Here is a 12,974-nt window from a genome sequence, read left to right on the forward strand (position 1 = left end):
CAGGTATCGCACAACTCGCGGCACCCGCCGAACTTCCAGGGCGGCTGCCGCGGGATACCGCCGCTCAACAGGTAGCGCAGGTAGCCAAGGAAAGAGGACGCATGACAACGACTCCCGTCTCCCAGCAGTCCCTGATCCCCACAAATGATCCGACCGCCGTCACCCCACGACCGCGCCCCGGTCTGCGTGCCGTCCTGCGCCCGCTCCCGGTGCCCGGCGCATGGCCGCGCCGACTGGCGGCCGGGGCACAGGCAGCGCTGCCGCTGGCCGCGGCGCTGCTGGTCTGGTATTTGCTCACGGCCAACGACGTCGTCCTGTGGCTGCGCTTCGACAAGGTGCCCGGTCCGGCCGACGTGTTCGACACGCTGAAGGGGCAACTGACGTCCGGCAGTTACTACCAGGACCTGCTGGCCAGTCTGCGCCGCATCCTGCTCGGCTTCGGGCTCGCCGCGGTGAGCGGGGTGGCCATCGGCATGGCGATCGGGCGCTCCCGGGTCGTCCAGGCACTGGTCCGGCCGCTGATCGAGGTGGCCCGGCCGATCCCGGCGATCGCCCTGGTCCCGCTGGCGATCCTCATGTTCCCGACCGGCGAGCAGGGCATCGTCTTCATCACCTTCTTCGCCGCGTTCTTCCCAGTCGCGGTGAGCACCATCCACGCGATGAAGACCCTGCCCAAGGTGTGGGAGGAGGCCGCCCGGACGATGGGCGCCCGCCGGCTGTCCGTACTGGCGCACGTGGTGCTTCCCGGAGCGATGCCCGGCATCTTCTCGGGGCTGTCCGTCTCCATGGGTGTGGCCTGGATCTGCGTGATCAGCGCCGAAATGATCTCCGGTCAGTTCGGCATCGGCTACTACACCTGGCAGTCCTACGGCCTGCTCGACTACTCCGGCGTGGTCGTCGGGATGTTGTCCATCGGCATCCTTGGCTGGGGTACCGCCTGGCTGGTGGAGCGGCTCGGATCGCGCGTGAACCGCTGGCTGCCGAGGAGCGCCCGATGAGCGCCGGAGCTCCGGTCCGGCTGGAAGGACTGAGGCTCGCCTTCGGCGACATGCCGGCCGCCGAGGTCGACCTCGATGTGCGGTCCGGAGAGATCGTCGTCCTGCTCGGGCCTTCCGGGTGCGGGAAGTCGACCATCCTGCGTGCCCTGGCGGGGCTGCTGACGCCCACCGCCGGGCGGGCGGAGGTCGACGGGAAACCGGTGGGCGGGAGCAACGAGGCGTGTGCGATGGTCTTCCAGGAGGACGCTCTGCTCCCCTGGCGTTCGGCCGCGCGTAATGTCGAGTACGCCCTGAAACTGCGGGGCGTGCCCCGGGGGCAAAGGCGTCAGGAGGCCGAGGAACTCCTGGCTCAGGTCGGTCTCGAGGGTTTCTTCGACCATCTGCCGGGCCAGCTGTCGGGTGGTATGCGGCAACGTGTTCAGCTCGCCCGGACGCTGGCCACCCGCCCCCGAGTGATGCTGATGGACGAGCCGTTCGGCGCGCTTGACGCCCAGACCCGCTCGGAGATGCAGCAACTGCTGATTTCGGTCTGGCGGCAGTACGGGACCACGATCCTGTTCGTCACCCATGACGTCGACGAGGCCATGCTGCTGGGGGATCGGATCGTACTGCTCAGCCCCCGCCCCGCCGTCGTACGAGAGATCGTCGACATCCGCAGCCCGCGGCGTCCGGGCGCCCAGTTCGAACCCGAATTCGCCCGTCGCCGCTACGAGATCCTCGCCTCGATGGGCGACGCTCCGCCCGCGGAGCTGTCCCCCGAAGGCGCCTGAAGTACCTGTCGGCCGAACCGCCGCAGGTCTTCCGCGCCGCTGCAGGTCTACCGAACTGAACCTCTACAGGTCGTTCGACCCCACACCAAAGGAGTCACCTCATCATGACTTTCGTCATCGGTGCCGCGTGCGTCGACGTCATGGACCGCGCCTGTGTCGACGAGTGCCCGGTGGACTGCATCTACGTCGGGGAGCGCATGGCTTACATCAACCCCGACGAGTGCATCGACTGCAGCGCCTGCGAACCCGTCTGCCCGGTCGAGGCCATCGCGACGGTCGAGGAGCTCGCACCCGAGGACGCGCCGTTCGTCACGGAGAACGCGCGCTTCTTCTCCGAACCGTTGCCCGGGCGTGCTGAGCCGTTGGGCTCGCCCGGCGGCGCCGCAGACCTCGGTCCGATCGGTGTCGACACGCCCTTCGTCCAGAGTTACCTGGCGCCATGAGCGGCAGCGACGCCAGCCTCGCAGCGACCGAACAGACCGAACGGCTCGAGCGGGTGGTCATCCGGTTCGCCGGTGACTCCGGAGACGGTATGCAGCTCACCGGCGACCGGTTCACGTCGGCGGCCGCGGCCTTCGGGAACGACCTGGCCACGCTGCCCAGCTTCCCCGCCGAGATCCGCGCCCCCCAGGGCAGCATCGCCGGAGTCTCGTCCTTCCAGGTGCACTTCGCCGACTTCGACATCCTCACCGCCGGAGACCGGCCCGATGTGCTGGTGGCGATGAACCCGGCCGCGTTGAAGGCCAATCTCGCCGACCTGCCGCCGGGCGGCACGGTGATCGTGAACACTGACGAGTTCACCCCACGCAACCTGACCAGGGCGGGTTGTGCCGCCGATCCGCTGGAGGACGGCACGCTGACTTCCTTCCAGGTCCACCCGGTGGCCATGACCACGCTGACCCGGGGCGCGCTGGCGGACACCGGTCTGAGCAAGAAGGACGCGGAGCGGGCGAAGAACATGTTCGCCCTGGGCCTGCTGTCCTGGATGTACCACCGTCCGACCGCCGGGACCGAGCGGTTCCTGCGGCAGAAGTTCGCGCGCAAACCCGAGATCGCCGAGGCGAACATCCTCGCCTTCCGGGCCGGCTGGAACTACGGCGAGACCACCGAGTCGTTCGCGGTGACGTTCGAGGTCGCCCCCGCGACGGCGCTCACCCCGGGTACGTACCGGCAGATCACCGGCAACAGCGCCCTGGCGTACGGAATCGTCGCGGCCGGCGCCAGGTCCGGGCTGCCGGTGCTCCTCGGCAGTTACCCGATCACCCCGGCCAGCGACATCCTGCACGAGCTGTCCCGGCACAAGAACTTCGGCATGACCACGGTGCAGGCGGAGGACGAGATCGCCGCCATCGGTGTCGCGCTGGGGGCCTCGTACGGCGGGGCGCTGGGCGTGACCACCACGTCAGGTCCCGGGCTCGCCCTCAAGAGCGAGACCATCGGCCTGGCCGTGATGACCGAGCTGCCACTGCTGGTGATCGACGTGCAGCGTGGCGGGCCGTCCACCGGCTTGCCCACCAAGACGGAGCAGGCGGACCTGCTGCAGGCGATGTTCGGGCGCAACGGCGAATCCCCGGTGCCGGTTCTCGCGCCGGCCACCCCGGCGGACTGCTTCGACACGATGCTCGACGCGGCCCGCATTGCCCTCACCTACCGGACCCCGGTGCTGCTCCTGTCCGACGGCCACATCGCCAACGGCTCCGAGCCCTGGCTCGTTCCGGACGCCTCGCAACTGCCCGACTTGACCGTCGAGTTCGCCACCGAGCCCAACGCCCCCGACGGCTCCGGTGGTTTCTGGGGCTATCTGCGCGACCCGCGCACCCTCGCCCGGCCCTGGGCGGTGCCCGGCACTCCCGGACTCGAACACCGCATCGGCGGCCTGGAGAAGGCCGACGGCACGGGCGACATCTCGTACGACGCCGACAACCACGACCGCATGGTGCGACTGCGGCAGGCCAAGATCGACGGAATCACCGTGCCCGAAGCCGTGCCGGACGACCCGTCCGGCCGGGCCGAGGTCCTGGTGGTGGGCTGGGGCTCGTCCTACGGGCCGATCGGCGCCGCCGCACGCCGTGTCCGCAGGGCCGGACACGGCGTCGCACACCTGCATCTGCGCCACCTCAACCCCCTTCCCGCCAACCTCGGCGAAGTGCTCTCCCGCTACGAGCGCGTCGTGGTCCCGGAGCTGAACCTCGGCCAGCTCGCGCTGCTGCTGCGCGCCAAGTACCTGGTCGACGTCCTCTCGTACACCAAGGTCGCCGGTCTCCCGTTCGGGGCGGAAGAACTCCAGGGCGTGTTCACCGACGCGATCGAAGGAGTCCGCGCATGACCACCATCGACCTCGGCCTGCCCGGCATCGGCGGGCAGACACTGGTGCCCAGGTCCGAGACGAAGCTGTCGCCGAAGGACTTCAAGTCCGATCAGGAGGTGCGCTGGTGCCCCGGCTGTGGTGACTACGCGGTCCTGGCCGCAGTGCAGGGCTTCATGCCCCGGCTGGGGCTGAGGCGGGAGAACACCGTGTTCATCTCCGGCATCGGCTGCTCCTCCCGCTTCCCGTACTACATGAACACCTACGGGATGCACTCCATCCACGGCCGCGCCCCGGCCATCGCCACCGGTCTGGCCGTCGCTCGTCCCGATCTGTCGGTGTGGGTGGTCACCGGCGACGGGGACGCCCTGTCGATCGGCGGCAATCACCTGATCCACACCCTGCGGCGCAACGTGAACCTCAAGATCCTGCTGTTCAACAATCGCATCTACGGGCTCACCAAGGGCCAGTACTCACCGACCTCGGAGCCGGGCAAGGTCACCAAGTCCACCCCCATGGGCTCGGTCGACGCCCCCTTCGACCCGGTCTCGCTGGCCCTGGGCGCCGGTGCCACCTTCGTGGCCCGCGTCCTCGACTCGGATCGCGCGGGGCTGACCGACGTACTCACCGCGGCCGCCGAACACCGAGGCACCTCGCTCGTGGAGATCTACCAGAACTGCCCGATCTTCAACGACGGCGCCTTCGAGGTACTGCGCCAACCCGGCGAGCGGGAGCGGCGCCTCATCCCGCTGCGCCATGGCCAAGCGCTGCGCTTCGGCGCCGAAGGAGAGTTCGGCGTGGTCCGTACCGCTTCCGGAGGGCTGGATACGGCGAAGGTCGCGGAAGTGGGGGAGGAGGCGCTGGTGGTGCACGACGCCACCCTGGAGGATCCCTCCTACGCCTTCGCCCTGTCACGGCTGTCCTCCCAGGACCTCGCCCACACCGTCACCGGCGTCTTCCGCTCCGTCAGCCACCCGGCCTACGACGACCAGGTCCGCGCCCAGACCGAGCAGGCCAGGAGCACCACACCCGCCGACCTCCAGTCCCTGCTCGCAGGCAAGGACACCTGGACCGTCGTCGGCTGACGCTGCGCCCCGTCCTCCAGCCGGCCCTCACACCCAGCGCCCCCATGGACTAGGAGTCCCGCCTGTGACAACCACACCGACCCACCAGTACGCCCTGGCCACGGAGACGGTCCGCAAGGCGCTGTCCGAGGTTCTCGACCCGGAGATCCAGCGGCCCATCACCGACCTCGGGATGGTCAAGGAGATCGCGGTGAGCCCCGACGGCGCGGTGCTGGTCGGCATCTACCTGACCGTCTCCGGCTGCCCGCTGCGCGAGAAGATCACCGCGGACGCCACCGCCGCCGTGTCCGCGCTGCCCGGCGTGCGCGACGTGCGGATCGAGCTGGACGTGATGAGCGACGAGCAACGCACCGAACTGCGCAAGAGCCTGCGGGGCGACACCGGCGAACCGGATATCCCCTTCACCCGGCCCGGTTCACTGACCCGGGTGTACTGCGTCGCTTCCGGCAAGGGCGGGGTCGGGAAGTCGAGTGTCACGGTCAACCTGGCCGCCGCAATGGCTGCCCGTGGGCTGTCGGTCGGTGTGCTGGACGCCGACATCCACGGCCATTCGGTTCCGCGGATGCTGGGCGTGACGACGGGCCCCACCCGCGTCGAAAAAATGATCATGCCGCCCCGGGCGAACGGTGTGAAGGTGATCTCTGTCGGGATGTTCACCTCGGGGAACGCGCCAGTGATGTGGCGCGGCCCGCTGCTGCACCGCGCGTTGCAGCAGTTCCTCAGCGAGGTGTACTGGGGGGACCTCGACGTGCTCCTGCTCGACCTGCCGCCCGGCACCGGCGACATCCCCATCTCCCTCGCCCAGTTGCTCCCCGACTCCGAGATCCTCGTGGTGACCACACCGCAGGCGGCCGCGGCCGAGGTGGCCGAGAGGGCTGGGGCCATCGCCCTGCAGACCGGTCAGCGGGTGACCGGGGTGGTGGAGAACATGTCCTGGCTGCGGCTGCCGGACGGCTCGACGACGCGGCTCTTCGGTTCCGGCGGCGGCCGAACGGTCGCCGATTCGCTGTCCCTCGCGCTGGGCACGGAAGTCCCGCTGCTGGGTCAGGTGCCGATGGACCCGCTCCTGGGCGAGGCGGGCGACGCCGGTGCGCCGCTGGTGCTGAGCGACCCCGAGGCTCCAGCGGCGGTGGTGCTCCGCGGGATCGCGGAGGGACTGTCCGTACGCCCCCGTGGCCTGGCCGGCTGCCGGCTCCCGGTCAGCCCCTCATGACCGGGCTACTTCTCCGGGAGACCGCAATGAGGTCGCCTGCACCAAGGCCCTAGTGGTCGGTGACCCGTCGAAGCCGGCGATCACCGTGCCGACCAGCTCGGCGGGGATGAGCGCCTCGGCGTCACGGGCGACGAGCCGCTCCACGCCCTCCCGGTCGTCGCTGATGCTCGTGCCCTCGGCGGCGGTCTTCCAGAAGGCCAGCACGGCGTCGAGGTCGTCGGGCACCGCGGCCCGTATCCGGAGATCATTCATGCCGCGATCCCATCACGGACGCATCGGGTGGACGGCGAATTCCACGATCCGGACACTCACTCGCCGCGCAGCGCCTCGATGACCGGTCCGAACACCTCCATGTTGGGCTCCAGCACCGTGAGATACGAGAACCCGTACCGCTCGCGCTGCGCACGCACCTGGTCGACGATCTCGTCCAGTGTGCCGAGGAGCGCGATCGGCAGGGCCAGGACCTGCTGCTCGGTGAGGTACGGGACGTGGGGCAGCCACTCCTGGACGGCGGCGCTCCGGTCCTCGGTGATGGCGACGATCTGGATGAGCAGATTGAGCTCGGCCGGTTCCTTCCGGTCGGCGGCCAGCTCCTGGTACAGGGCTACCCGTTCGCCGAGTTCCTCGGCGGTGATCGCCGCGAGCATGCCGTCCGGCATCGACCGGGCGCCTGTGAACGCCGCGATGTCCGCGTGCTCGGCGGTGAGCTTCAGCATCCGGTCGCCGTTGCCTCCGATCAGCAGGGGCACACGGGGTTTCTGCACGGTCTGCGGCTGGTGCTCTTCGGAGCCGAGCAGCCGGTCCAACTCCTCGACCGTACGCGCCAGATGGTCCACGCGCTCGCGCGGAGAACCCCACAGAATGCCCGCGCTCTCGTGCTCGGCCGCCACGTAACCAGTGCCGAGGCCGAGTTCGAGGCGGCCGCCCGTCAGCGCGTCCGTGGTGGCGACCTCGCGGGCGAGCAGCGCCGGATTCCAGAAGCCGGCGTTGAGTACGAAGGTCCCGAGCCGGGGCCGCTCGGTCGCCTCCGCCGCCGCGACCAGGGACGGGAACGGGGCGGGCATACCGAGGTGGTCGGGGACCAGGATCACGTCGTACCCGAGCTCCTCGGCCCGCCGGCACTTCGCGCGCCACTCCTCGGCGGTCGCGGGCTGCATCAGATTGACACCGAACCGGAACGGAAGCGGCATGAACTCTCCTCACCCTCAAGGGACTTGAGTACCCCAGCCGAGTACATCACTCGTGCGCGATGGCCGCCAGAACGTTCATCCGCGAGGCACGCAACGCGGGCAGCAGCGCCGCCACGATGCCCACCACCGCCGAACCCACCACGACCGCGACGATGGTGAACCACGGGATCGCCAGCGCCGTCATGCCCTGGAGCGCCAGGACCTGCTGCACGCACACGCCCCAGACAAGCCCCAGCGCCAGCCCGAGCACCGCGCCGAACACGGCGATCACCACCGACTCCAGCCGGATCATCCGCCGCAACTGCCGCCTGGCGAGGCCGATCGCACGCAGCAGCCCGATCTCGCGGGTGCGCTCCACGACCGACAGGGCAAGGGTGTTGACCACACCGAGCACCGCGATGATGATCGCCAGGCCCAGCAGCGCGTAGACGAGATAGAGCAGTACGGCGATCTGGCCGCGGATCAGCTCCTTGTAGTCGGCCTGGTCGCGCACCTCCACCTGCGGATACGGGTCGAGCGTCTGATCCAGGCGCTCGCGGAGCGTGTCGGCGGAGGTGCCCGAGGCGGCGTTCACGTACAGCGTCGAGTCCTGACCGCCGGGCACGTACCGCTCCAGCGTCGCGAGTCCGAAGTACATCGCTCCCTGCGCGCCGAAGCCCTCGCCGCCCTCCTGGTCGGTGAGCGCGGCCACCCGCAGTTCGGTCTGCCGGCCGGCCTGGAACTCGATAGGGATGACACTGCCCATGCGTACGTCGTGATCCTTGGCGTAGTCGACGTCCATGGCCATGTTCCCGGGCGCCAGCGCCGCCGCCGTGTCGCCCCGCGCATACGTGATGTTGGCGACCTCGTCGAGCTGGTCGCCGTAGCCTGCCGCGCCCGTCTCGACGCGGTCGCCGTCGGGCAGCCGTGCCGCGATGGCTGCGAACCGCTGACGTACGACGATTCCGACGCCGTCCGTGTCGCCCACCTTCTCGGTGATCTCCTGCGGGAACGGCTGGAAGTTGCTGTTCTGCACCACGAAGTCGGCGCCCAGCGTCTCGTCGATCTGCTGGTCGAAGGACTTGGTCATGGACTCGCTGGCCACGGACATCCCGCCGACCAGGGCGAGGCCGACCATCAGCGCCGCCGCGGTGGCACCCGTACGACGCGGATTGCGCAGCGCGTTGCGCTGGCTCATCCGCCCGATGGAGCGGAACCGGGCGGAGAAGTCCCCGACGAGGACGCGGACGAACGGGAAGACGAGGAGCAGGGGCGCGATGAGTTTGAGGAGCACGCCGAGGACCCGGATGAACGGGCGGACGAGGAGCGGGCCCGCAATGACGGTCGCGATGAGGGTCAGGACGACGCCGAGTCCCAGCAGGGAAGCGGCGGATCCCGTCTCCGTCGCGGTCACACACCCGACGAGCGCGGCGGAGCCGAGTGCTCCGACGACCGTCCCCACGATGGCCCGTACCCGCAACGGCCGCCCCACACCGGCGATTTCGGCGTCCGCGAGCGCGGCCATCGGCGACACCCCGGCGGCCCGTCGCGCCGGAAGATAAGCGGCGACGAAGGTGACGCCGACGCCGACGACGTACGCCGAGACGGGGGTCGCCCAGCCGATGACCATCTCGGTGGACTTCAGGTTCATGCCGAGCAGGCTCATGAGCTCGATCAGCGCGAACGCGAGCCCGATCCCGGTGGCCAGGCCGAGCGTGGAGCCCACCAGGCCCAGCAGGGCCGCTTCCAGGAGCACGGACCGGCGCACCTGCCGCCGGTCGGCGCCGAGGGCGCGCAACAGGCCCAGTTCGCGGGTGCGTTGGGCGATCAGCATGGAGAAGGTGTTGACGATCAGGAACACGCCGACCAGTACCGCGATTCCGGCGAAGCCGAGCATCACGTACTTGATCACGTCGAGGAATCCGCCCAGTTCGGCGGCGGCGGACTCGGCCTGCTCGTCGGCGGTCTCCACCTCATAGGTCTCGGTGCCGACCTCGCGAGAGACGCGCTGCTTGAGAGCGGCGTCGCTCACGCCCTCCTCCGCGGTCACCGCGATGCTGGTGGCGAGGCCCTCCTTGCCCAGCAGCTTGGTCTGCGCGGTCGGGATGTCGAGGAAGACGAGTGCCGCACCGGGGTTGGTGGTGGTGAAGGTCGCGATGCCGACGATCTTCACCTTGAACGAACCAGGCTGTGCGATCACGGTGAGCGTGTCACCGATGCCTACGTCCTTGTTGTCGGCCGTGTCCGCGTCGATCAGCGCCTCGCCGGGCCCGCGCGGTTCATGGCCGGAGGTCAGTTCCACGGGGCTGCGATCGGTGACGTACCAGCCGGTGGCGATGGTGGGCGCGCCGGTGGTCGGGCCCACGGACTCGTTCTCGCTGTCGACGACGGTGACGCCCTCGACGGAGACGTCCAGATGCGTGTCGGCGACGCCGTCGACCCGGGCGATACGGTCCTCAATGCTCGCGTCCACGGTCTGGACGGCCCCGGAGGGCAGCTGGGAGTTCAGCTCTTCGCGCGGCAGCACGGTCACGTCGGCCGACGTGGACGCGAAGAGCCGGTCGAAGGTACGGGTGACCGTGTCCGAGAAGATCAGGCTGCCCGCGACGAACGCCACGGACAGCAGGACGGCCAGCGCCGAGAGCAGCAGCCGCCCCTTGTGCGCGAGGAAACTCCTCAGTGTCGCCTTCAGCACGACGGTCTGCCTCAGTCCTGGTCGCGGGCGATGCCCTGGTCGGAAGCGGTGCCTTGGTCGCGGGCGATGCCCTTGTCGAGCGCGACGCCGTGATCGGGTGCGCTGCCCTGGCCGGGGGCGACGCCCGGGCCGGGTGCGACGCCCTGGTCGGGGGCGGGGCCGTCCTCGAATGTGCCGCGGATGGTGTCGAAGCGCTTCATCCGTTCCAGCACCGCCTCCGCCGAAGGGCGCGCCATCTCGTCCACGATCCGGCCGTCCCCGAGGAAGAGCACCAGGTCGGAGTGGGCCGCGGCGCCCGGATCGTGCGTGACCATGACGACGGTCTGGCCCAGCTCGTCGACGGCGCCCCGCAGAAAGCCGAGCACTTCAAGCCCGGCCCGTGAGTCGAGGTTGCCGGTCGGCTCGTCGGCGAAGATCAGCTCGGGGCGTGAGGCCAGCGCGCGGGCACAGGCGACGCGCTGCTGCTGCCCGCCGGAGAGCTGCGCGGGCCGGTGCTTCAGCCGGTCGCGCAGACCGAGCGTGTCGATGACCTGGTTCAGCCACTTCTCGTCGGGCTTCTTGCCCGCGATGTCCATGGGCAGCGTGATGTTCTCGATCGCGTTCAGCGTCGGGATCAGGTTGAACGACTGGAACATGAAGCCGATCCGGTCCCGGCGCAGCCGTGTCAGCTCGCGCTCCCTCAGCCCGGTGATCTCGGTGTCGCCCAGCCACACCTGTCCGGCCGACACGGAGTCGAGCCCCGCCAGACAGTGCATCAGCGTGGACTTCCCCGAGCCCGACGGACCCATGACCGCCGTGAAACGACCGCGCGCGATATCGACGTCGACCGAGTCGAGGGCGAGCACGGTCGTCTCGCCCGTGCCGTATGCCTTGGTGAGACCACGGGCGCGGGCCGCGATCTCCTCGGCGTCCGTGCGCCCGAGGGCGTGCTCCGCAGCTGCAGTGGACAAGGCCGCCTCCTAGGTGGGTTCGGTGTCCGCGGGCGAGCCTAGTGTGATCCCGCGCACACTCGGTATCCACCCGAAGTCCGAGCCGGTCTCCTGCGCAGGTCGGTGCCCCTGATTTCGGTGTAAGGGGCACCCTTAGTGGATTCCTGCTGGGTGCCCCCTTGCCTCTGCTAGCACCCAGGCGCTAGCTTCAAAGTATGGCGAAGACCCAACTGAACGTGCGCGTGGACGAGGGCACCGCCCGGGCCGCACGCGAGCGAGCCCTGTCTCGCGGCATGAGCGTCAACCGCTATATCGAAGAGCTGGTCAGACAGGACACCGGGGAAGTGGGCCACACCTTCGTGGAGGCCGCCGCCGACTTCATGAAGCAGTACGAGTCCGTGTTCGCCGAGGAGTTCGGCCCGGAGCGAGAAGGCCGTCGCTGAACCCTTGAACGTCCACGTCGACCTTGCCTGGCTCCTTATGGTCGCCGAACAGAAGACTCCCGGAGATCCCCAGGTCACCGACTGGGGAGCCCTCGTCGCCGCGGTCAGCAGGCACGAGGCGGAGATCTTCGGCGTCCCCGTCTACGACACCCCGCACGCCCGCGCCGCCGCACTGCTCCAGCTCCTGCTGCACATCCCAGCGCTGGAACGCTCCAACGCGATGTTCGCCACGGCCGCGGCATACGCCTACCTGGTCGCCAGCGGCCTGAAGGTAGTCACCTCACCCGAGCAGGTCCGCGACTTGGCCCGCCTGATCAAGACAGGCGAGGCAACGGTGCAGGACATCACGGACGAGCTGCGCCGGTGGAGCCTCGAGCCCTGAAAGGAGGCCGCAGGCCCTCCTTTCAGGGGCTGCGTCACCCAGCGGAGCGCGCCGTGCCGAGCACGCAATAAGAGGTCGGCATCCGCACCCCCTTCTCCGGCACCAGCACCCGCCGATACGGCCCCAGTTCGTACCCGGCGTCCCGCAGCGCCCCGAGAACGTCCCGCCCCACGTGGCAGCCGCCGAACAGCAGCGGCCACACGGTGCGGTCCAGGGCGCGCTGGGTAACCCCCATCGCCGCGCCACCACCCTTGCCGTGCTCGAAGAACCGCAGCTCACCGCCGGGACGCAGGACGCGGCGGACCTCAGCCAGAGCCCGCGGCACGTCTCGTACGCTGCACAGCACCAGCGACAGAACCGCCGCGTCGAACGCCTCGCTCTTGACCGGCAGCCCCTCCGCGACGCCCGGCACCACGTCGACGGGTACCTCGGAGCGCAGGGCCGCGGTCACCGCCAACTGCCGCAGCCTGCGCTCCGGTTCGATGGCGACGACCTCCGAGACGGTGCTCGGATAGTGGGCGAAGTTCAGTCCGTTGCCGGCGCCGATCTCGATGACCCGGCCGGCGAGCCCGGCGAGCAGTTCATCGCGGTGCGGGCCGATGGCGGGCTCGGAGGCGACGCTGACTTTGGCGTAGAAGCGGGCGAACACCGGGTGGTGTACGGGAGCCGGGGCCATCCGGCCGGCCCTGCTGGTCCGGGAACCGCGTGGTCGCATGGAGACCTCCCCTGGGCGACTTGCGCTACGGCGATTGTCCCCCCGCATGCGTCCTCTGACCCCTCGGTGAGTCGCGATGCGGTGCCCCGTGCCGACCCGGCCCGCGCCTACTCCGCCCCCTGCTCCACAGCGAACGCCTCCGCATCCCACGTCCCGCCCAGCGGCCGGGCGAGCCAACTCGGCGCGGCAGCACGGAAGTCGGCGGGCCGCAGCCGCCCGCGCTCCTGCGCACGGCCCGCGCGAAGCTGGAATCCGCGGACTGGACGAGTC

12 protein-coding genes and 1 pseudogene are annotated in these 12,974 nt (G+C 69.8%); 8 read left to right on the forward strand and 5 right to left on the reverse strand.

Going from position 1 to position 12,974, the window contains the following annotated elements; all coding sequences use genetic code 11:
* Positions 1 to 101: 101 nt before the first annotated feature.
* The 6 genes from G6048_RS16525 to G6048_RS16550 all read left to right on the forward strand — a co-directional run bounded on the left by G6048_RS16525 (position 102) and on the right by G6048_RS16550 (position 6,371).
* On the forward strand, positions 102 to 998 hold the full coding sequence (locus G6048_RS16525; protein ID WP_165340298.1) for an ABC transporter permease: 897 nt from the start codon (positions 102 to 104) through the stop codon (positions 996 to 998).
* Positions 995 to 1,768: an ABC transporter ATP-binding protein gene (locus tag G6048_RS16530; RefSeq protein WP_165340299.1), complete on the forward strand. Its 774-nt coding sequence runs from the start codon at positions 995 to 997 to the stop codon at positions 1,766 to 1,768. The genes G6048_RS16525 and G6048_RS16530 overlap by 4 nt, the downstream gene beginning before the upstream one ends.
* 104 nt (positions 1,769 to 1,872) lie before the next feature.
* Positions 1,873 to 2,211 (forward strand): ferredoxin, encoded by a 339-nt coding sequence (fdxA, locus tag G6048_RS16535; RefSeq protein ID WP_165340300.1) that lies wholly within the window; start codon positions 1,873 to 1,875, stop codon positions 2,209 to 2,211.
* On the forward strand, positions 2,208 to 4,094 hold the full coding sequence (locus tag G6048_RS16540; RefSeq protein WP_165340301.1) for a 2-oxoacid:acceptor oxidoreductase subunit alpha: 1,887 nt from the start codon (positions 2,208 to 2,210) through the stop codon (positions 4,092 to 4,094). The genes fdxA and G6048_RS16540 overlap by 4 nt, the downstream gene beginning before the upstream one ends.
* On the forward strand, positions 4,091 to 5,158 hold the full coding sequence (locus G6048_RS16545; RefSeq protein WP_165340302.1) for a 2-oxoacid:ferredoxin oxidoreductase subunit beta: 1,068 nt from the start codon (positions 4,091 to 4,093) through the stop codon (positions 5,156 to 5,158). The genes G6048_RS16540 and G6048_RS16545 overlap by 4 nt, the downstream gene beginning before the upstream one ends.
* A gap of 94 nt (positions 5,159 to 5,252) precedes the next feature.
* Positions 5,253 to 6,371: an Mrp/NBP35 family ATP-binding protein gene (locus G6048_RS16550; protein WP_206341669.1), complete on the forward strand. Its 1,119-nt coding sequence runs from the start codon at positions 5,253 to 5,255 to the stop codon at positions 6,369 to 6,371.
* Between the two features lie 63 nt (positions 6,372 to 6,434).
* On the opposite strand, the pseudogene G6048_RS16555 reads toward G6048_RS16550, so the two are convergent.
* The 4 genes and pseudogenes from G6048_RS16555 to G6048_RS16570 all read right to left on the reverse strand — a co-directional run.
* Positions 6,435 to 6,623 (reverse strand): annotated as a pseudogene (locus G6048_RS16555) (GNAT family N-acetyltransferase); the annotation flags it as partial.
* 56 nt (positions 6,624 to 6,679) lie between these two features.
* Positions 6,680 to 7,561: an LLM class F420-dependent oxidoreductase gene (locus tag G6048_RS16560; RefSeq protein WP_165340303.1), complete on the reverse strand. Its 882-nt coding sequence runs from the start codon at positions 7,559 to 7,561 to the stop codon at positions 6,680 to 6,682.
* Positions 7,562 to 7,607: 46 nt separating this feature from the next.
* On the reverse strand, positions 7,608 to 10,235 hold the full coding sequence (locus tag G6048_RS16565; RefSeq protein WP_165340304.1) for an FtsX-like permease family protein: 2,628 nt from the start codon (positions 10,233 to 10,235) through the stop codon (positions 7,608 to 7,610).
* An 11-nt stretch (positions 10,236 to 10,246) separates the two neighbouring features.
* Complete coding sequence (locus G6048_RS16570; RefSeq protein WP_235989950.1) at positions 10,247 to 11,185, reverse strand: ABC transporter ATP-binding protein; 939 nt, start codon at positions 11,183 to 11,185, stop codon at positions 10,247 to 10,249.
* A gap of 194 nt (positions 11,186 to 11,379) precedes the next feature.
* Here G6048_RS16570 and G6048_RS16575 point away from each other — a divergent pair, with 194 nt between their 5' ends.
* Positions 11,380 to 11,607: an antitoxin gene (locus G6048_RS16575; protein WP_165340305.1), complete on the forward strand. Its 228-nt coding sequence runs from the start codon at positions 11,380 to 11,382 to the stop codon at positions 11,605 to 11,607.
* A 37-nt stretch (positions 11,608 to 11,644) separates the two neighbouring features.
* Positions 11,645 to 11,989 carry a fic family toxin-antitoxin system, toxin component gene (locus G6048_RS16580; RefSeq protein ID WP_165340309.1) on the forward strand — a complete coding sequence of 115 codons (345 nt, stop codon included), beginning with the start codon at positions 11,645 to 11,647 and terminating at the stop codon, positions 11,987 to 11,989.
* 34 nt (positions 11,990 to 12,023) lie between these two features.
* Here the strand turns inward: G6048_RS16580 and G6048_RS16585 are convergent, their stop codons facing one another.
* The gene (locus G6048_RS16585) at positions 12,024 to 12,704 is read right to left on the reverse strand and encodes a class I SAM-dependent methyltransferase (protein ID WP_165340306.1); all 681 of its coding nucleotides are present in this window, start codon (positions 12,702 to 12,704) and stop codon (positions 12,024 to 12,026) included.
* Between the last annotated feature and the right edge of the window lie 270 nt (positions 12,705 to 12,974).

The sequence above is a fragment of the Streptomyces ureilyticus genome, assembly GCF_011045025.1.
Taxonomy (GTDB): Bacteria; Actinomycetota; Actinomycetes; order Streptomycetales; family Streptomycetaceae; genus Streptomyces; species Streptomyces ureilyticus.

What these genes read in the sequence shown, in the direction of transcription:
- G6048_RS16525 (WP_165340298.1), top strand. Translation starts at nt 102, where the DNA reads ATGACAACGACTCCCGTCTCCCAGCAGTCCCTGATCCCCACAAATGAT.
- G6048_RS16530 (WP_165340299.1), top strand. Translation starts at nt 995, where the DNA reads ATGAGCGCCGGAGCTCCGGTCCGGCTGGAAGGACTGAGGCTCGCCTTC.
- fdxA (WP_165340300.1), top strand. Translation starts at nt 1,873, where the DNA reads ATGACTTTCGTCATCGGTGCCGCGTGCGTCGACGTCATGGACCGCGCC.
- G6048_RS16540 (WP_165340301.1), top strand. Translation starts at nt 2,208, where the DNA reads ATGAGCGGCAGCGACGCCAGCCTCGCAGCGACCGAACAGACCGAACGG.
- G6048_RS16545 (WP_165340302.1), top strand. Translation starts at nt 4,091, where the DNA reads ATGACCACCATCGACCTCGGCCTGCCCGGCATCGGCGGGCAGACACTG.
- G6048_RS16560 (WP_165340303.1), bottom strand. Translation starts at nt 7,561, where the DNA reads ATGCCGCTTCCGTTCCGGTTCGGTGTCAATCTGATGCAGCCCGCGACC.
- G6048_RS16575 (WP_165340305.1), top strand. Translation starts at nt 11,380, where the DNA reads ATGGCGAAGACCCAACTGAACGTGCGCGTGGACGAGGGCACCGCCCGG.
- G6048_RS16580 (WP_165340309.1), top strand. Translation starts at nt 11,645, where the DNA reads ATGGTCGCCGAACAGAAGACTCCCGGAGATCCCCAGGTCACCGACTGG.
- G6048_RS16585 (WP_165340306.1), bottom strand. Translation starts at nt 12,704, where the DNA reads ATGCGACCACGCGGTTCCCGGACCAGCAGGGCCGGCCGGATGGCCCCG.